Source organism: Xanthomonas sp. NCPPB 2933, assembly GCF_056725225.1.
On sequence record NZ_CM161518.1, the window covers coordinates 3,846,422 to 3,864,890 of the forward strand.

14 protein-coding genes are annotated in these 18,469 nt (G+C 64.5%); 4 read left to right on the forward strand and 10 right to left on the reverse strand.

Translation table 11 applies throughout. From position 1 onward, the window contains the following. Nucleotides 1–23: 23 nt before the first annotated feature. Nucleotides 24–1,838 carry a DUF885 domain-containing protein gene (locus AC1PLU_RS15930; RefSeq protein ID WP_481106727.1) on the reverse strand — a complete coding sequence of 605 codons (1,815 nt, stop codon included), beginning with the start codon at nt 1,836–1,838 and terminating at the stop codon, nt 24–26. 835 nt (nt 1,839–2,673) lie between these two features. Between AC1PLU_RS15930 and mutS the strand changes: the two genes are divergently transcribed. The 3 genes from mutS (at nt 2,674) to katG (ending at nt 8,813) form a co-directional block, all read left to right on the forward strand. Next, the gene (gene mutS / locus AC1PLU_RS15935) at nt 2,674–5,295 is read left to right on the forward strand and encodes a DNA mismatch repair protein MutS (RefSeq protein WP_481106728.1); all 2,622 of its coding nucleotides are present in this window, start codon (nt 2,674–2,676) and stop codon (nt 5,293–5,295) included. Nucleotides 5,296–5,589: 294 nt separating this feature from the next. Beyond that, nucleotides 5,590–6,204 (forward strand): DUF937 domain-containing protein, encoded by a 615-nt coding sequence (locus AC1PLU_RS15940; RefSeq protein ID WP_481106729.1) that lies wholly within the window; start codon nt 5,590–5,592, stop codon nt 6,202–6,204. 362 nt (nt 6,205–6,566) lie between these two features. Continuing rightward, nucleotides 6,567–8,813 (forward strand): catalase/peroxidase HPI, encoded by a 2,247-nt coding sequence (katG, locus tag AC1PLU_RS15945; protein ID WP_481106730.1) that lies wholly within the window; start codon nt 6,567–6,569, stop codon nt 8,811–8,813. Nucleotides 8,814–9,129: 316 nt separating this feature from the next. Here katG and AC1PLU_RS15950 read toward each other — a convergent pair whose 3' ends face one another. After that, nucleotides 9,130–9,537: an RNA-binding S4 domain-containing protein gene (locus tag AC1PLU_RS15950; RefSeq protein ID WP_481094785.1), complete on the reverse strand. Its 408-nt coding sequence runs from the start codon at nt 9,535–9,537 to the stop codon at nt 9,130–9,132. A gap of 320 nt (nt 9,538–9,857) precedes the next feature. Here AC1PLU_RS15950 and AC1PLU_RS15955 point away from each other — a divergent pair, with 320 nt between their 5' ends. Continuing rightward, nucleotides 9,858–11,333, forward strand: a complete 1,476-nt coding sequence (locus AC1PLU_RS15955) for an MATE family efflux transporter (protein WP_481094786.1) — start codon at nt 9,858–9,860, stop codon at nt 11,331–11,333. A 161-nt stretch (nt 11,334–11,494) separates the two neighbouring features. Here AC1PLU_RS15955 and rplS read toward each other — a convergent pair whose 3' ends face one another. The 8 genes from rplS to ffh form a co-directional block, all read right to left on the reverse strand. Next, nucleotides 11,495–11,902 carry a 50S ribosomal protein L19 gene (gene rplS / locus AC1PLU_RS15960; RefSeq protein ID WP_006449159.1) on the reverse strand — a complete coding sequence of 136 codons (408 nt, stop codon included), beginning with the start codon at nt 11,900–11,902 and terminating at the stop codon, nt 11,495–11,497. 147 nt (nt 11,903–12,049) lie between these two features. Next, nucleotides 12,050–12,820 (reverse strand): tRNA (guanosine(37)-N1)-methyltransferase TrmD, encoded by a 771-nt coding sequence (gene trmD / locus AC1PLU_RS15965; RefSeq protein ID WP_481106731.1) that lies wholly within the window; start codon nt 12,818–12,820, stop codon nt 12,050–12,052. Between the two features lie 79 nt (nt 12,821–12,899). Beyond that, nucleotides 12,900–13,412, reverse strand: coding sequence for a ribosome maturation factor RimM (rimM, locus tag AC1PLU_RS15970; protein WP_055818725.1), 513 nt, complete (start codon nt 13,410–13,412; stop codon nt 12,900–12,902). A gap of 41 nt (nt 13,413–13,453) precedes the next feature. Further along, nucleotides 13,454–13,714 carry a 30S ribosomal protein S16 gene (gene rpsP, locus AC1PLU_RS15975; protein WP_006449156.1) on the reverse strand — a complete coding sequence of 87 codons (261 nt, stop codon included), beginning with the start codon at nt 13,712–13,714 and terminating at the stop codon, nt 13,454–13,456. A 110-nt stretch (nt 13,715–13,824) separates the two neighbouring features. Continuing rightward, complete coding sequence (locus AC1PLU_RS15980) at nt 13,825–14,622, reverse strand: aminotransferase class IV family protein (RefSeq protein WP_481106732.1); 798 nt, start codon at nt 14,620–14,622, stop codon at nt 13,825–13,827. Further along, nucleotides 14,613–15,611 carry an NAD(P)H-dependent flavin oxidoreductase gene (locus AC1PLU_RS15985; RefSeq protein WP_481106733.1) on the reverse strand — a complete coding sequence of 333 codons (999 nt, stop codon included), beginning with the start codon at nt 15,609–15,611 and terminating at the stop codon, nt 14,613–14,615. The genes AC1PLU_RS15980 and AC1PLU_RS15985 overlap by 10 nt, the downstream gene beginning before the upstream one ends. A gap of 100 nt (nt 15,612–15,711) precedes the next feature. Continuing rightward, nucleotides 15,712–16,542 (reverse strand): DUF2314 domain-containing protein, encoded by an 831-nt coding sequence (locus AC1PLU_RS15990; protein WP_481106734.1) that lies wholly within the window; start codon nt 16,540–16,542, stop codon nt 15,712–15,714. Between the two features lie 485 nt (nt 16,543–17,027). Then, on the reverse strand, nt 17,028–18,404 hold the full coding sequence (gene ffh, locus AC1PLU_RS15995) for a signal recognition particle protein (protein WP_023903200.1): 1,377 nt from the start codon (nt 18,402–18,404) through the stop codon (nt 17,028–17,030). Between the last annotated feature and the right edge of the window lie 65 nt (nt 18,405–18,469).

The window sequence follows — 18,469 nt, forward strand, 5'->3', positions numbered from 1 at the left end:
ACGCAAGAGCACACTGGGCTCACCTATTTTGCCACCTGATGCGCTTTGACCTTCGCGATCCATTGCCGCACGCGCTGCTGCAACATCGCAAGCGGCATGTCGCCATCACCGAGCACCGCAGTATGGAATGCGCGCAAGTCGAAACGATCGCCGAGTTCTTTCTGCGCCTCTGCACGCAGCGCCATGAATTGCAGTTGCCCCACCTTGTATCCCAACGACTGGCCTGGCCACACGATGTAGCGGTCGATTTCGAACTGCATGCTCGCCTCGTCGTCGGATGGATGCGCGTGGAAGAAGTCCACCATCTGCTGACGATTCCAGCGCTTGTAGTGCACGCCGGTATCCAACACCAATCGATTGGCGCGCAATAGATCAGCCGATAGCCGGCCGTAGTCGCTATAGGGATCTTTGTAGAGCCCGACGTCCTTGCCCAAGCGCTCGGCATACAGTGCCCAACCCTCGCCGTAGGCGTTATACCCACCCTGCTGGCGGAACGGCGGCAATGGTAGCGTCTGTGCAAGCGAGACCTGCAGATGATGGCCTGGCACGCCCTCATGATAAGCAATAGTTTCAACGTTGATCAGCGTGCGGTGAGCGACGTCGCTGATATTGACTCTCAGCACGCCCGGCTTGCTGCTTTCCGGGTTGCTTTGCAGGTAGCGGGCGGGCGGGTATTTGCCCTGGAATGCCGGCATCGGCTCAACTTCCAGGGGCTTTTTCGGCACCTGCTCGAATAACTTTGGGAGCTCCCGCTGCATTCCCGCGACGTAGTGACGGTATTGCTCCAGTAGCTGCTCGCTGGAGGTCGCGAAGCGGCGCTTATCGGCTGCCACCGCCTTGCGGAAGCTGGCCAGGTCCGCATAACCCTGCGCCTTGGCAATGACGGTCATCTCGGCTTCGATGCACGCAACCTCCTGCAGCCCGATCTGGTGGATTTGTTCAGGCGTCAGATCGGTGGTGGTCTGGGTACGCACCAGGTATTGATAGAGTTTCTCGCCATCAGGAAGCGACCACAGCCCCTCCTGCGCACGTCCTTGTGGGGCGTATTCATTGCGCACGAACGCGGACAGCTTGGCGTAGGCCGGGCGGACCTGCTGATCGATCGCTTCAAGCAGTTGCTTCCTGAGCGCATCGCGCTGATCGGCGGGCACCACACCGTCGAGTTTTTCCAATGGCGAGGCAAATGGGTTCTGCGCGCCACGCTGAGCCACGATTCCGTCAATCTGCTCGGGCACGCGCTCAAGCAGATAGCGCGGCGGCATCAGGCCATCTTTAGCGCCCTGCCGCGAGACGTCGATGACTTGATCGACCACCGCAGGAAGCGTCTGCAGTCGTTTGATGTAGTCCTGGTAGTCCTTGGCGGTGTCGAAGGGGAAGCTGTCGCTGTAGCCGGCAAGCGTCAGATGGATGCCTTGCATCGGGTCCAGCGGCATTTCGTAGGTCTTCAGGTCGATACCGTCCAGCGTGTCGCGCAGCTGGCCGAGCATCATCTGCAGGCTGAGTTGACGTTGTTCGTCCAGCGCTGCGGCATCCACCGCTTCGAACTGCCTGAGCAGACCCGCCACGGCGCGGCGCTCTGCAGGCACGGCCTGTAGCGAGTAGTCGCTCCAGCGATCGTTGTAGCGCTTGTCGCCGATGGTGCTCGCGAACTCCGGGGCCTGCTTGAGCTGGTGTTGCCACTGCGCGTCAAGCAGCGCGTCGAAGGCCTTGGCTGCCTGTTCAGCCGTGTGCCCGAGTGTTGAGGTTGCCACCTTGTTTTCGGCAGGCGGCGCCGGCTTGCAGGCGGTGAACAACGCGGCCGTGAGCAGACCGACGGCAAGGGGACGTAGAAGATGCATGAATTACTCCAAGTAACACGTACGGTCCATGCGCAGCTACACGCATCAGCGATATCGAAAACACACGAAATTTTTGCTCGCAACCCACTGGATCTGGCGCGCGCGCGCGCTGGATGCCTGCGTCGGGCACATAGCCGCATCGGCAGGCTTCGTGCAATCACCGCAGCTTAGAGCAGTCGTCATCGCGCGGCCGATCGCAGTCGGCGTGGCTTCGCGTTTAGCGCCATCGACTGCTAAAGGCGGCACTTCCACGCATTGCGGACAAAGCCAGTCATCACTCGCGCCGCTTTGATCACCTAGTGACGGCACGCGCTGTGAGATCGCGATGCATCCAGCCGGGCGGTCACAGCAACTGGCCACATCTGCTCGACCGGCGCCGCGATTCGCACTCCGGTCCAAACGGGTGCCCCATTGCCCGAATAGGCGTCAACTGGCTGCGAGCCGACGATGACATCCGTGCTTCGATTTTCGATGGCGCGTCTCCGCCAACATGCCGCCCCTCAGACTGCCTCGGAGCACGCTTTCTGCCGACCAACTTGCGCCGGTCGCGTGCCGTCCTCAGCGCTTCAGGCCGCGCGATCCGCCGCCATGAGTCGTTCGCCGCACCGCGCGTGGCGCATTGTCGGCCGGGCACGAGGATTTTTAAGCCGGTGCGCTTAAACTTGCATCCGGGCCGCGCAGTCTGCCGCTCCAATGCAACACGCTGCTCTGGGCTCTCCCCACTGCGTCGCACCGTCGATTGATGCCGTCAACGGCGCCGCAACGGCGGCGCAACACGGAACTCGCTTGTCGCAGCGACCGCCCTGATCGACCGCACACCCTGGAAGGACGTTTCTTGCAAAGCACTGATTCAAAAGACAAATCCAAGACCACCAGCGGAGCAGTCGAGCACACCCCGCTGATGAAGCAATTCTTCGCCGCCAAGTCGGACTACCCCGACCTGCTGCTGTTCTTTCGCATGGGCGATTTCTACGAGCTGTTCTACGACGATGCGCGCAAGGCCGCGCGGCTGCTCGATATCACGCTGACCCAGCGCGGCAGTTCCGGTGGTGCGCCGATTCCGATGGCCGGCGTGCCGGTGCATGCCTATGAGGGCTATCTGGCGCGGCTGGTGGCGTTGGGCGAGTCGGTGGCGATCTGCGAGCAGATCGGCGACCCGGCGCTGGCCAAGGGCCTGGTCGAACGCAAGGTGGTGCGCATCGTCACGCCCGGCACGGTCACCGACGAGGCGCTGCTGGACGAGCGCCGCGACACGCTGTTGATGGCGATCTCGCGCAGCAAGCAAGGCTACGGTCTGGCCTGGGCCGATCTGGCCGGCGGGCGTTTTCTGGTCAATGAAGTGGACAGCGTGGATGCGCTGGAAGCGGAAATCGCGCGCCTGGAACCGGCCGAGCTGCTGGTGCCCGACGAAGACAACTGGCCGGAATTCCTGCGTGGACGCGTCGGCGTGCGCCGCCGGCCACCGTGGTTGTTCGACGCCGATAGCGGCCGTCGTCAGCTGCTGGCGTTCTTCAAGCTGCACGACCTTTCCGGCTTCGGCATCGACGACAAGCCGTGTGCCACTGCAGCGGCCGGCGCGCTGCTCGGCTATGTCGAAGAAACCCAGAAACAGCGCTTGCCGCATCTGACCTCCATCGCGATGGAAGTGGCCAGCGAGGCGATCTCGATGAACGCGGCCACGCGCCGGCATCTGGAGCTGGACACGCGTGTCGATGGCGACACCCGCAACACCTTGCTCGGGGTGCTGGACAGCACGGTCACGCCGATGGGCGGGCGCCTGCTGCGCCGTTGGCTGCACCGTCCGTTGCGCCTGCGCGAGGTGCTGGTGCAGCGCCACCACGCAGTCGGCAGCCTGATCGACACCGGCGCCGATGCCGACGTGCGCGAGGCCTTCCGCGCGCTTGGCGATCTGGAACGCATCCTCACCCGCGTGGCACTGCGCTCGGCGCGCCCGCGCGATTTTTCCACCTTGCGCGATGGCCTGGCGCTGCTGCCGAAGGTGCGCACCATCCTCGCGCCACTGGATTCGCCGCGCCTGCAGACGTTGTACGCAGAACTTGGCGAACACGATGCCACCGCGCATCTGCTGATCAGCGCAGTGGCCGAGCAACCGCCGCTCAAACTCAGCGACGGTGGCGTCATCGCCACCGGTTACGACGCCGATCTGGACGAGCTGCGCCGCCTGTCCACCAACGCCGACCAATTCCTGATCGACCTGGAACAACGCGAACGCGCCAGCAGCGGCATCGCCACGCTCAAGGTCGGCTACAACCGCGTGCACGGCTACTACATCGAGATCAGCAAGGGCCAGGCCGAAAAAGCTCCGCTGCACTACAGCCGCCGGCAGACGCTGACCAATGCCGAGCGCTACATCACCGAGGAACTCAAGAGCTTCGAAGACAAGGTGCTGTCGGCGCGCGAGCGTTCGTTGTCGCGCGAAAAACTGTTGTACGAAGGCCTGCTCGACGCACTCGGCGGCGAGCTTGAAGGCCTCAAGCGCTGCGCCAGCGCATTGAGCGAACTGGATGTATTGGCCGGCTTCGCCGAACGCGCGCAGGCGCTGGATTGGTCCCAACCGGAACTGGACAGCGCGCCGTGCCTGCGTATCGAGCGCGGCCGCCACCCGGTGGTGGAAGCGGTGCGCGACCAACCGTTCGAACCCAACGATCTGGACCTGCACACCGACCGCCGCATGCTGGTCATCACCGGCCCGAACATGGGCGGTAAATCGACCTACATGCGCCAGAACGCGTTGATCGTGTTGCTGGCGCATATCGGCAGCTATGTGCCGGCCAGCCGTGCAGTGATCGGACCGATCGACCGCATCCTCACCCGCATCGGTGCCGGCGACGATCTGGCCCGCGGGCAATCCACCTTCATGGTGGAAATGGCCGAAACCAGCTACATCCTGCATCACGCCACGCCGCAATCGCTGGTGCTGATGGACGAGATCGGCCGCGGCACCTCCACCTACGATGGGTTGGCGCTGGCCGATGCGGTGGCCCGCCATCTGGCGCACACCAATCGCTGCTACACGCTATTCGCCACGCATTATTTCGAACTCACCGCACTGGCCGACGAATCGCATGCCGGCGGTACCAGCGGCATTGCCAACGTGCATTTGGATGCGGTCGAACACGGCGAGCGCCTTGTGTTCATGCATGCGGTCAAGAACGGCCCGGCCAATCGCAGTTTCGGCCTGCAAGTCGCTGCGCTGGCCGGGCTGCCCAAGGCCGCAGTGACCCAGGCGCGTCATCGCCTGGCTGAACTGGAACAACGCGGCGGCGAAAGCCATGTCGCGCAGATGGCCCCGGCCGCATTGGATGCGCCGCAGCAGTTCGGCCTGTTCACTGCGCCCTCCTCTGCTGCGCAAGAAGCACTGCAGGCGCTGGACCCGGACGAACTCACGCCCAAGCAGGCGCTGGAGGCGCTGTATCGGCTGAAGGCGTTGCTGTGAGTGCGGGGATTCGAGAGTCGGGCTTGGGGATTCGTAACAGCGCCGTTTGCGGCGCTTGCGGATCCGTTGCGGCAACGGGGTTGGGTGGCCGTTTGAATGCTGGTTCGGGGGATTCGTCACGGCGTAGCTGCAGGACTGACGCTTGCGTGGCCTGCTAATCCAGTGCAGTTGCAGGTTGTGCGTTCGGTTGAATGCTGCCCTGCGATCGCGCGGTGACGCGCACCGCGCGGTTTGCTCTGCTGCCGCGACAGGCGCACCCTGCCTCGACGTTTTGTCCAACCGGAGAGCAAACCGATGACCACGTCCGCCTCGTTGACCGACCAACTGGCCGCGCAACTGCAGGGCCCGCAGTTGCAGCAACTCGCCAGCCGGCTCGGCATCGCGCCCGAGCAGGCGCAATCGGCAGTCCAGACCGCCCTGCCACTGTTGATGGGCGCACTGGGCCGCAACAGCCAGCAGGCCGGCGGCACCGATGCCTTGTTGGGCGCGTTGCAGCGCGACCACGCCAGCAGCCCGGACATCGGCAGCCTGCTTGGCGCGCTGCTGGGCGGCTCGGCCAATGGTGCGCAAGGCAGTGGCGCCGGCATCGTGAGTCATCTGTTCGGCGACAAGGCACCGCAAGCGGCGGCAGGCCTGGGCAAAGCCACCGGGCTGGAAACCGGCAAGGCCAGCCAACTGCTGCAACTGTTGGCGCCCATCGTGATGGCGTATTTGGCCAAGCGCTTCCTCAGTGGCACGACGACGGCCAGCAGTCAACTCGGCCCGGCCTTGGCACAGGAACGCCAGCAAGTCGGCAGCAATAGCGGCGTCAGCGGCCTGCTGAACAGCGTGCTGGATCAGGATGGCGACGGGAAGCTGGGCCTGGGCGATGTCATGAAACTCGGCGGCAGCCTGTTCGGCAAGCGCTGACAGGTCGCTGCCGTGCCGCCCGGGCGTCTCCTCGCCATCCATAGCGACACCCTATCGATATGGTTGAATAATTCGAATTCCCCAACCGATCGATGCTCCTTATCGTGTGCACACGCCGCCACGATGAGTCCGCCTGATGCGCACCTCCGCCAGTCACATTCCGGATACCGGCCTATACCGGCTCCTGCGGGCAGGCGCTAGCATCGGCACACGCGGCGACGATGCTCGATGACCCCACGGCCGCCTGTGCGCCTTCAATCGATAACCATAGCTGACGCATTGCCCACCACTTCGACTCCACCAGCACGTGTCCGCAGTTTCGGCACACAGCTCCCCAAGTGCTCACGCACACAGGTATTGCCATGACAACCGAAGCAAAGTGCCCGTTCAATCACGCCGTCGTCGGTACCGGAACCACCAACCGCGATTGGTGGCCCAAGCAGCTGCGTGTGGACCTGCTCAGCCAGCATTCGAGCAAGTCCAATCCGCTGGGCCAGACCTTCAATTACGCCGAGGCGTTCAAGCGTATCGATCTTGTTGCGCTCAAGCAGGAACTGCGCGCGCTGATGACCGATTCGCAGGACTGGTGGCCGGCCGACTTCGGCCATTACGGTCCGCTGTTCGTGCGCATGGCCTGGCATAGCGCCGGCACCTATCGCATCGGCGATGGCCGTGGCGGCGGCGGTCGTGGGCAGCAGCGCTTCGCACCGCTCAACAGCTGGCCCGACAACGTCAGCCTGGACAAGGCGCGCCGCCTGCTGTGGCCGATCAAGCAGAAGTACGGCCAGGCGATTTCCTGGGCCGATCTGATGATCCTCACCGGCAACGTCGCGCTGGAAAGCATGGGCTTCAAGACCTTCGGTTTTGCCGGCGGCCGCGAAGATACCTGGGAGCCGGATCAGGACCTGTACTGGGGCCGCGAAACCAAGTGGCTGGGCGGCGACGATCGCTACTCGCGCGGCTCGCCGGGCGTGGACGAAGCGCACGGCGTGCTGGTGAAGGACGACGACAGCGAAGTGCCGCACACCCGCGATCTGGAAAACCCGTTGGCCGCCGTGCAGATGGGTCTGATCTACGTCAATCCGGAAGGCCCGGACGGCAAGCCCGACCCGGTCGCTGCCGCGCGCGACATCCGCGACACCTTCGCGCGCATGGCGATGAACGACGAAGAGACCGTGGCGCTGATCGCCGGCGGCCATACCTTCGGCAAGACCCACGGTGCCGGCCCAGCCGACAACGTGGCCGCCGAGCCGGAAGCCAGCGATCTGGAAAGCCAGGGCCTGGGCTGGCACAACAGCTACGGCACGGGCAAGGGCGCAGACACCATCACCAGCGGCCTGGAAGTCACCTGGACCACCACCCCGGCGCAGTGGAGCAACGACTTCTTCGATCACCTGTTCAAGTTCGAGTGGGAACTGAGCAAGAGCCCGGCCGGCGCGCACCAGTGGGTGGCCAAGAATGCCGACGCCATCATTCCCGATGCGCACGATGCCTCCAAGAAGCACCGGCCGACCATGCTGACCACCGATCTGGCACTGCGCTTCGACCCGGCCTACGAAGCGATCTCGCGTCGCTTCCACGAACACCCCGACCAGTTCGCCGACGCGTTCGCCCGCGCCTGGTTCAAGCTCACCCACCGCGACATGGGCCCGCGCTCGCGTTACCTGGGAACCGAGGTGCCGAGCGAAGAACTGCTGTGGCAGGACCCGGTGCCCGCCGTCGACCACCCGCTGGTCGATGCGCAGGACGCCGCTGCTCTCAAGCAGACCATCCTCGCTTCCGGCCTGAGCGTGGCGCAGTTGGCCTCCACTGCGTGGGCATCGGCATCGACCTTCCGCGGCTCGGACAAGCGCGGCGGCGCCAACGGTGCGCGTCTCCGCCTGGCACCACAGAAGGATTGGCAGGCCAACCAGCCAGAGCAGCTGGCGCAGGTATTGGGCACGCTGGAACGCATCCAGGCCGAGTTCAACGGCGCGCATGCCGGCGGCAAGCAGATCTCGCTGGCCGACCTGATCGTGCTGGCCGGTAACGCCGCAGTGGAACATGCAGCGCACGCCGCAGGCCACAGCGTCACCGTGCCGTTCGCACCCGGCCGCACCGATGCCTCGCAGGAGCAAACCGATGTCGAGTCCTTCGCCGTGCTCGAGCCGGTGGCCGATGGCTTCCGCAACTTCGCCAAGCGCAGCTACGCGGTGCCTGCCGAAGCGCTGCTGATCGACAAGGCGCAGTTGCTCACTTTGACCGCGCCCGAATTGACCGTACTGGTCGGCGGCCTGCGCGTGCTCGGCGCCAATGTCGGCGACTCGAAGAATGGCGTGTTCACCACCCGCCCCGGCGTGCTGAGCAACGACTTCTTCGCCAACCTGCTCGACATGCGCACCGAGTGGAAAGCCACCTCCGAAGCGAAGGAGCTCTACGAAGGCCGCGACCGCAGCACCGGCGAACAGAAGTGGACCGGCACGCGTGTGGACCTGGTGTTCGGCTCCAACTCCATCCTGCGTGCGGTCGCCGAGGTCTACGCCAGCGCCGATGCACAGGAAAAGTTCGTGCACGACTTCGTCGCTGCCTGGACCAAGGTGATGCAGCTGGATCGGTTTGATCTGGCGTAACAGCGGCGATCAGGACGACGGCACTCGCCATCAGGCGGGTGCCGTCGTTGCTCGGGGCGGCACTTGCCACGCGCGCTCTTCCGAATGCGCGGCCCGCGCGCCACTGACGATTGCTGGCTACTTTTGCCGCCCAATCAAGGTGGCATCGAGAAGCTTGCATCGAGCAGGCCCTCGAGAACGGATGGCGGTTGCGGCGACGTTGGTTTCCACGCTTCAAGCGCAACGCAAACAGATGACCGCATTGACGCAAACGCCCCGAATCACCGGGGCGTTTGCGTTTCCATCATTCCAGACGCAGCACGACTATCACGCAGCGCTACAACGCGTCGATATCGCCCAACGCAGTGATCAGCCGACGCGCGCGCTTGTCCGGCTTGCCGACGGGTGCCCGATAGCCGGTGCGTTCGGCCACGCGCTGCAGCCGCCACTGCGTGCGTCCCTCGCGTGAGGCGTCGCTTTCCACGTACAGCGCCTGCGCGACGGGTGCCGGGCCGCGCACGTCGCTCAACGCGGCAACCGTGATTTCGAAGATTTCACCGCCACGGTCGATGCGCAACTGCTCGCCCTGGCGTACCGCACGCGATGGCTTGGGCCGCTGGCCGGCGACATCCACCTTGCCGTTGTCCACCGCCGTCTTGGCCAGGCTGCGGGTCTTGAAGAAGCGTGCCGCCCACAGCCAGACATCCAGCCTGACCGTCGTCGCTTGTTCCACCAATTGAGTCATCGCGTTGTGCTTGCCGTTGGGTCCATGGGATGCATGCCGGTGTGGTCATCTCGCTGCATCGGCGCGGTGCAACCGGCTGCATCGAGCGAGAAATATCTGGGCAACCGCGCCGGAACTCAAGCGCCACCGCCGGCCAGATCCAGCCTGCCTGCCACACACTGGCTGACCGATACAGGCAAAGCTGCATGGCACGTGTGGTGCCCCGTGACATCAGCCTGGCGAGCTCGCTCTTCCACGGCTGTTGAGATTCGCCAGGCGACCGCACGCGGCACACACGCCAATGCTAGTGTTCGCAGCTTCCGCACCACGGCGCGTCTGCGATGCCTAAATCCGCTGTCCTGACCGAAGGCCCGATCGGCAAGAATCTGCTGCTGTTCGCACTGCCGATCCTGGCGGGAAACATCGCCCAATCGCTCAATGGCTCGATCAATGCGATCTGGGTAGGCCGCTACCTCGGCGAGGCGGCACTGACGGCCGCAGCCAACGCCAACAGCATCATGTTCTTCCTGATCGGCTCGGTGTTCGGCATCGGCATGGCTTCCACCATCCTGATCGGCCAGGCGATGGGCGCGCGCGACATCGCGCAGGCACGCAAGGTCATGGGCACCAGCGCCAGTTTTTTCGGCGGCCTGTCGGCAGCGATTGCGGTCTTCGGCTGGTTTCTGGCGCCGCATCTGTTGACCGCGATGGGTACACCACCGGCGTCGCAGACATTGGCCGAGGAGTACCTGCGCGTCATCTTCCTGGCGATGCCGCTGATCTATGTGTTCGCATTTTTGTCGGCGGCACTGCGCGGCACCGGCGATGCGCGCACACCGTTCCGCTTCTTGCTGGTGTCGGTGGTGCTGGACATCGTGTTCAACCCATTGCTGATCTTCGGTCTCGGCCCGTTTCCGGCACTCGGCATTGCCGGTGCGGCCTGGGCCACGCTGCTGGCGCAGGTGGTCGCACTCGGCGGGTTGCTGCTGTATTTACGCAAGAAACGCCACGTCCTTTGGTTGGGGCGCGGCGATCTGAAGCTGTTCCGGATCTCACCGACGATCCTGCGCGCGCTTATCGTCAAAGGCGTGCCGATGGGCCTGCAGATGGTGCTGATCTCGCTGTCCATGATCGCGATGATGACGCTGGTCAACGGCTTCGGCACCGACACTGCAGCCGCTTACGGCGCAGCGCTGCAGCTATGGACGTATGTGCAGATGCCGGCGATGGCGCTGGGCGCTGCCTGCTCCACGATGGCGGCGCAGAATGTGGGTGCGGGATTGTGGAATCGCGTGGATGCGACCGCACGCACCGGCATCGTCGCCAACTTTTTGATGACCGGCATTCTGATCGTGCTGCTGATCCTGTTCGATCACTGGACGCTCGCGCTGTTCCTGCCGACCGACAGCCCGACGCTGGAAGTGGCGCGGCATCTCAATCACATCGGCATCTGGTCGTTCCTGCTGTTTGGCGTGAGCTTTGTGATTTCCGGCGTGGTGCGCGCGACCGGCGCGGTGATCCCGCCGCTGCTGATCCTGGCATTCGGTCTGTGGGGTGTGCGCGTGCCGCTGGCAAACGCCTTGATCCCGCATCTGGGAGCCGACGGCATCTGGTGGAGTCTGCCGATCAGTTCGGTCTGCTCGATGCTGCTGTCGCTGGCGTATTACCGCTGGGGCGGCTGGCGCAAGGCGCGCATGTTGACCACACCTGCGGATCCGGCAGAGCTGGCGGCCGCTGCGGAGGTTCCGGCACACCCGGCCTCGCCGGTCGCCGATACGGCACCGTTGACGGAATTGCCGAGGCCTCGCCAGCGCTGATGTCGACTGGCAGTGCGGAGAACAGACGCTCGCGCGCCCACACGTTCCCGCGAACGTTGTGGGATCACCACCTGCCGATTCCTGAATCCCGATTCCCGTAACGCAAACGGCCGCCCGAAGGCGGCCGTTTGGCAGTGGCAGAAACAACCTGCCAGTGTGACTTACTGAGCCTTGGCAGCAGCCTGGCGAGCAGCCTTGGCCTGCGCAGCGGCGGCCAGATCTTCCTTGATGCGGGCAGCCTTGCCTTCCAGACCACGCAGGTAGTACAGCTTGCCGGCGCGGACCTTACCGCGGCGCTTCACTTCGACCGAGTCGATGATGGCGCTGTGGGTCTGGAACACGCGCTCGACGCCGAAACCGTGCGAGATCTTGCGCACGGTGAACGCGGAATTCAGGCCGGCATTCTTGGTACCGATCACGACGCCCTCATAGGCCTGCACGCGCTCGCGATTGCCTTCCTTCACCTTGACGTTCACCACAACGGTGTCGCCCTGGTTGAATTCCGGCAGCTGGCGCTGAATCTGGGCGGCTTCGAAGTCAGCCAGGATGGTCTTGTTGAGTTTGCTCATGATGGGCACCGCGTGTCTGGTGATATTGGACCGGCAGTCGCCGCACGGCGATTGCTCGAGGTTCGTAGGAGGGCCAGACGCAAGGCTGGCCAGCAAGCCGCATATTGTACCCCAATCAATGTTGCAAGAGCTAGGGGTGAGCCCTTATTACTTGTCGCCGGGTTTATCGTCGTCTGAGGCGAGTTCGCGACGAAATTCCTCCAGCAAGCGGCGATCGTTTTTGTCCAACCCGGCCTCGTCGAGCAGATCCGGGCGACGCAGCCAGGTCCGGCCCAGCGACTGCTGCCGACGCCAGCGCGCAATTGCAGCGTGATTACCCGAGCGCAGCACATCCGGCACATCGCCCCAGTCATGGGTCGAGGGATGGCTGTAGTGCGGGCAATCCAGCAGACCCTGCGGGCCTTCGAAACTGTCCTGGGCCGCAGATTCGGCGTCGTTCAACACGCCTTCCTGCAACCGCGTCACCACATCCACCAGCACCGCTGCACCCAACTCGCCACCGGACAACACGTAGTCGCCGATGGAGATTTCCATATCCACTGACTGGGCCAGAAAGCGCTCGTCCACGCCTTCGTAGCGCCCGCACACCAACACCATGCGTGGCAACTGCGCCAACTCACGGGCGAGCGGCTGGGTGAGCGGCCGCCCCTGCGGGCTGAGGTAAATCACCGGTGCAGGACGCGTGTCTGCGGCTTGCACCGCAGCCAGACAGGCCCGCAACGGCTCGATCAACATCACCATGCCTGGCCCACCACCGAACGGACGGTCGTCCACACGGCGGTAGTTACCCTGCGCATGGTCGCGCGGATTCCAGCCCTGCAGTTCCAGCAAGCCACGCTCCTGCGCCCGCCCGACCACGCCGAACGCCGCGCATTGCGCGATGAACTCGGGGAACAGGCTGATGACGTCGATGCGCACTGGATGGGAATCGAGATTGGGGAATGGGTACAGCAAGAACGGAGCGCAAGCACCGCTCAGATCAGGTCGGAAATTCCGATCAGAAATCCGGATCCCAGTCCACCACGATCAAGTTGGCTTCGAAGTCGACCGACTTGACGAAATCCGGCAGCACGAACGGCACCAGCCGTTCGCGATCGCCGCGTACCACCATCACGTCATTGGAGCCGGTAGAGAACAGATGCGACACCGTGCCGAGCTTGACGCCCTCGACGGTTTCCACCTGCAGTTCTTCCAGATCCACCCAATAATATTCATCGGGCTTGGGTGGCGGCAGCACGCTGCGCGAGACGTAAATCTCGATCCCGTGCATGGCTTCGACGGTGTCGCGATCGGAAACGTTGGGGAATGTTGCGACCAGATGCTTGCCCTGATCGCGCCCGCGCGCTCCGCTCAGTGTCGACTCCTCACCCGAGGGCGTACGCAGAATCCACGGTTGGTACCGGAAGATTGCGCTACGCGGCTCGGTCCAGGACTCGATCTTGAGTTCGCCCTTGACACCGAAAGCGCCGGCAACCCTGCCCAGCAGGATACGGCGCTCGGTCTGTTTCATCTGCGTCAGCTAGGCCGAGCGATGCGCTCGGCCCTCCCAGATCAGGCCGCAGCGGCCTGAGGCTTGGATGCTTCGCGATACAGGTTACGCACCTTGTCGGTCAGCTGTGCGCCCTGGCCGACCCAATGGTCGACGCGCGCGATGTCCAGCACGACGCGCGGTTCTGCGCCCTGGGCAACCGGGTTGTAGTAACCCAGACGCTCGATGTTGCGGCCGTCGCGCGCGCTGCGCACGTCGGTCACGATGATGTGGTAGAACGGACGCTTCTTGGCGCCGCCGCGGGTCAGTCGAATCTTGACCATGGTGTCGTTTTCCTGAGTTGCCCAGTCGCCAGAGTGGCGCGGTAAGCCGGCGATTATAGCGGGCACCGGCGGCGAAGCCAAGTCACCCGGTGACCGCCCCGCGCCAAGCCTCAGATCGCTTGCCACGCATGGGTTTGCAGGGCCTGCTCCAGCAGCGGCAGCTGGGCCGCATGTGGGCCCCAGCGGGCCGGCCCCATCGCCACGATCGCCTGCTGCCCGCGCGCATTGCAGGCGAAGGCGCCATCGAAACGATCCAGTTCGTCCAGTTGCACCGGCCGCCGAATCTGGCTGATCCCCAGCGTTTCCAGCCCGGTCTGCAGCAATTGCTGACGCGTTCCCAGCAAGGCCGGGCCCTGCGGCCAGACCACGCCGCCGCGCTCCCAAAAACCCAGATTCCAGAACGCGCCTTCCAGCACCCTGCCCTGCGGATCCTGCAACACGACATCGTCGTGATCGGTATTCATGGCCAGCCGGCGCAGCCGCAACAGCGGAAATGTCCCGACATGCTTGAGCTCGGGCTGATCGCGTACATAGCTGGTCACCTGCACACGCAGCCCGGTCTCGGGCATGTCCGCTGGCGGCGACACCGCAACCAGCAGGTCCAGCGCGACCTCGCGCAAGGGATCGCGCAAGTCGTAATCCTGCGCGAACACGGTGACGCGCAGGCTGGCATCGGCCATTGCCGAGGCTTCCAGCGCGGCGTGCATTTGCAGACGCACTGCCTCCTGCGCCAGCTCCATGCCGAACAGCGCGCTACTGCCCTGCTGTAGGCGCTGCAGATGCAGATCCAGCCCGAGCGCGGCACTGCTGCGCACCTGTAGCGTGGTGAAGTGGCCGTAGTTGATCAGCGCGGCAGCTCCGAGCTGCGCCGCGCTGGCGGGTACGCCATTGCAGAAGATCACCGACATAACAGCGCCTGCGCGTCAGCCCACCACTGCGTTACCACCTGCGCGGCGGGCTGCGCGGGCGCCATCCAGGCCGATTGCCCGGCCCAGGCCTGCATGGCATCCAGGCGGTTGTCGCGCGCGGCGGCCTGGCGCATCGGCGCGGTCAGCGCGCGCTGCACCGGATACGGCGCGGGCGGCGGCGCATCTGCAGCACTGGCGGCACGCAGATATGGCGTGATCAGCGCACGACCCAGCCGGCCGGAGAATGCGCGGGTCGGCTGGGTCTGTTCCGGTTCGGCCTGCGTCAGTGCATCGGCCCAGGCGCTCGGCAGTGCAGCCTCGGGCGTACGCAGCAGGCCGGTACCGATCTGCACGGCACTTGCGCCCAGTGTGAGCGCCGCAGCAATGCCGCGTGCGCTGGCGATGCCGCCTGCGGCGATCACCGGGATGTGCAGGTGATCGACCAATCGCGGTAACAAGGCGAACAACCCGGTCGTCTGGCGCTCGGCCTGGCTGGCATCGAAGGCGCCACGATGGCCACCGGCTTCGGCCCCTTGTGCGACCACCGCATCGGCACCTGCTGCCTGTGCCGCAAGCGCTTCGTCCAGTGTGGTGGCGCAGGCGAACCACGCGATGCCGGCAGCCTTCAAACGCGCAACCTGATCGGGCCGAAACAGCCCCATGATTGATGAGGCAACCGCAGGACGCGCGGCGAGCAAGGCCTCGAACTGTGCGTCGAAATCGACTGGCATTGCGTCGCCAGCGGCTGCAGAAACTGGCGGCCCCCACTGCGATAGAAATTCCCGCATGCGCGCTTCTGCATCTGCGTTGCGTAACGGTGCAGGATCGGGAATCCATAGATTGATCTGCGCAGGCCCGCTGCTCGCGTCACGAAACGCCATCATCCATGCCACGATCTCCTGCGGCTGCGACAACACCGCACCCATCGCGCCCATGCCACCGGCTTCGGCAACCGCCGTCGACAACGGCACCGGGCAGGCGCCGGCCATGGGGCTGAGCAGAATGGGAACGCCTAAGCCAAAACGCCGGCAAAAACGCGCGACGTTTGCGTACCGGCCATCCGACGCAAGCGACGGTGTCACCGACACCTCAGTGATCGCCTTCGAGGAGCTGCACGATTCTGGGCCATTGCATCTGCCGAGCCAGATCCAATGCCGTCTTGCCCGATGGCGTGCGCAGCGACGCATCCGCGCCGTGCTTCAGCAGCAATGACACCGGCTGATAGTTGCCCGCCAAGGCATCGCGCTGCAACAGCGTCCAACCGGCGTCGTCACGGAAATGCACCATGTCCGGCTGATCGCGCAGGCCTTCGTCGAACTTTGCGCCCATGTTCTCGCTCATCGGATGCTCGCGCTCGGACGGAGCCTGTTCCGTCGCAGCGACCTGAGCCGGCTTGCTACCGAACATCTTGCCGAACAAGCCACTTTTGCGCTCCGGCACAGGTGCAGGCACCAGGCGCACTACGCCCGGCTCACCGAAGTCCAGGCCCCACGCAGCGTCGTGCTCGGCGCGCTCGTCCTGCGACATCGTGCGACGCATCGCTGCAATGGTATGGCCGCCATAGACCTGGCCATCGGCCACGTACATCCAGTCTTCCAGGTCGGTGAGCGGTGCAGACACGGCGTCACCGGCAGTGAGTCCTGCGATCCATTCCGGATCGTTGAGCAGGCTGCCGGAGACCTGCTCGCCATCGAACTGCACGTCGGAGATCCACATATGCTCGTGCGAAGGCGCATCAATCGCGGAAGCATCGGTGGCGAAAGGCAGTTTCACTGCCGCCATCTCCAGGCCCGGCACGATGCGGCGATATTCCCAGGACAGTTCGCGCCAGAAAAACTTGAAGGTGTCGCGCGCTGCGGCGTAGGCCGCCTGCAGTGCAGCGTCTTCATCGTTTGCGAAATACATGCGGTTATCGGTCATGGTTACCTCGACGAAGAGCCGCCTACAAAACTACTTCACGCCAGTCTAATGCAGGCCGGCTGATCTGCGGCATGGCTGCAGGGCCCTTGCCGGCCCACCATCGCGGGACACGCCGCAAGTACGTCCATGTAGGCTCTTACGCGGCATCCATGCCGCGTAAGGTCCCGCGACGGTGGGCGGGCAAGGACCAGTCAAGATGGTCGGTGTGCGTAGCTCTTCTCAAAGCAACCGACTCAACTCTCTGGTGCGGTGCCCTCACCGATTGCGGGACCATGTGGCGGCATGGATGCCGCCACTGAGCCTCCACGGATGGATTTACGGCGTGTCCCGCGAGCGGTGAGGGCACCGCGCGCTCGACCAACTCAGCGTTTGACCTGGGCGTTTGACTGCATCCACGCAATCGCACCTGCATCTGCGCGATGCCCTACATTGCCAGCGCAGGGCCAGTGCAACGCCGCGCTGGCCGCGTCAGCGCATTACTGAACTCAGCGGAACGGCATGCCGCCGCGGCCGCCCATGGCGCCCATCATGCCCTTCATGTTGCGCATCAGGCCCTTCATGCCGCCGCCTGCCAGCTTGCCCATCATCTTTTCCATCTGCTGATACTGCTTCATCAGCTTGTTGACGTCGGCCGGCTGCATGCCCGAGCCGCGCGCGATGCGCGAGCGGCGCGAGCCGTTGAGCAGGGCCGGGTTGCGGCGCTCTTTTTTGGTCATCGAATTGATGATCGCGATCATGCGCGGCACTTCCTTGCCGGTAACCTGCTGCTTGACGTTGTCCGGGATCTGGCCCATGCCCGGCAGTTTGTCCATCAGCCCATGGATGCCGCCCATGTTCTGCATCTGCTCGAGCTGTTCCTTCATGTCGTTGAGGTCGAACTTCTTGCCCTTGGCGACCTTGGCGGCGAGCTTGGCAGCCTTTTCCTGATCGACGCTCTGCTCGACCTGCTCCACCAGCGACAGCACATCGCCCATGTCCAGGATGCGGCTGGCGACGCGGTCGGGATGGAACACGTCCAGGCCGTCGGTCTTTTCGCCGGTGCCGACGAACTTGATCGGCTTGCCGGTGATATAACGCACGCTCAGCGCGGCACCGCCACGGGCGTCGCCGTCGGTCTTGGTCAGTACCACGCCGGTCAGCGGCAGCGCTTCGCCGAAGGCCTTGGCGGTGTTGGCCGCGTCCTGGCCAGTCATCGCATCGACCACGAACAGGGTTTCGGTGGGGTTGACCGCGGCATGCAGCGCCTTGATCTCGTCCATCATCGCCGCATCGATCGCCAGGCGGCCGGCGGTATCGACCAGCAGCACGTCGACGAACGACTTGCGCGCGTCGCTGATGGCAGCGCGCACGATATCCACCGGCTTCTGCGAGGCATCGGAGGCGAAGAACAGCACGCCGACCTGTTCGGCCAGCGTCTTGAGCTGCTCGATCGCGGCCGGGCGATAGACGTCGGCCGAGACCACCATGACCTTTTTCTTGCGCTTTTCCTTCAGGTGCTTGGCGAGCTTGCCGACCGTGGTGGTCTTGCCCGCACCCTGCAGGCCCGCCATCAGGATGATCGCCGGCGCCGGCACGTTGAGGTTGAGGTCGGTGGCGGCCGCGCCCATGACCGCAGTCAGTTCGTCGCGGACGATCTTGATCAGCGCCTGGCCCGGGGTCAGCGACTTGAGCACTTCCTGGCCGACCGCACGCACCTTGATGCGTTCGATCAGCGCCTGTACCACCGGCAACGCGACGTCGGCTTCGAGCAATGCGATGCGCACTTCACGGGTGGCTTCGCGGATGTTCTCCTCGGTCAGGCGGCCGCGACCGCGCAGGCGCTCCATGGTGCCGGAGAGACGTTGGGTAAGGGACTCGAACATGCGCAAAGGACCGCGTGAGGGGAAACGGGCGTCGATTATAGCGGCACAGCCCAATCGGCCGCCCT

Coding starts and splice junctions, on each gene's coding strand:
- AC1PLU_RS15930 (WP_481106727.1), bottom strand. CDS start 1,838: ATGCATCTTCTACGTCCCCTTGCCGTCGGTCTGCTCACGGCCGCGTTG.
- AC1PLU_RS15940 (WP_481106729.1), top strand. CDS start 5,590: ATGACCACGTCCGCCTCGTTGACCGACCAACTGGCCGCGCAACTGCAG.
- katG (WP_481106730.1), top strand. CDS start 6,567: ATGACAACCGAAGCAAAGTGCCCGTTCAATCACGCCGTCGTCGGTACC.
- AC1PLU_RS15950 (WP_481094785.1), bottom strand. CDS start 9,537: ATGACTCAATTGGTGGAACAAGCGACGACGGTCAGGCTGGATGTCTGG.
- AC1PLU_RS15955 (WP_481094786.1), top strand. CDS start 9,858: ATGCCTAAATCCGCTGTCCTGACCGAAGGCCCGATCGGCAAGAATCTG.
- rplS (WP_006449159.1), bottom strand. CDS start 11,902: ATGAGCAAACTCAACAAGACCATCCTGGCTGACTTCGAAGCCGCCCAG.
- rimM (WP_055818725.1), bottom strand. CDS start 13,412: ATGAAACAGACCGAGCGCCGTATCCTGCTGGGCAGGGTTGCCGGCGCT.
- rpsP (WP_006449156.1), bottom strand. CDS start 13,714: ATGGTCAAGATTCGACTGACCCGCGGCGGCGCCAAGAAGCGTCCGTTC.
- AC1PLU_RS15980 (WP_481106732.1), bottom strand. CDS start 14,622: ATGTCGGTGATCTTCTGCAATGGCGTACCCGCCAGCGCGGCGCAGCTC.
- AC1PLU_RS15985 (WP_481106733.1), bottom strand. CDS start 15,611: ATGGCCGGCGCCTGCCCGGTGCCGTTGTCGACGGCGGTTGCCGAAGCC.
- AC1PLU_RS15990 (WP_481106734.1), bottom strand. CDS start 16,542: ATGACCGATAACCGCATGTATTTCGCAAACGATGAAGACGCTGCACTG.
- ffh (WP_023903200.1), bottom strand. CDS start 18,404: ATGTTCGAGTCCCTTACCCAACGTCTCTCCGGCACCATGGAGCGCCTG.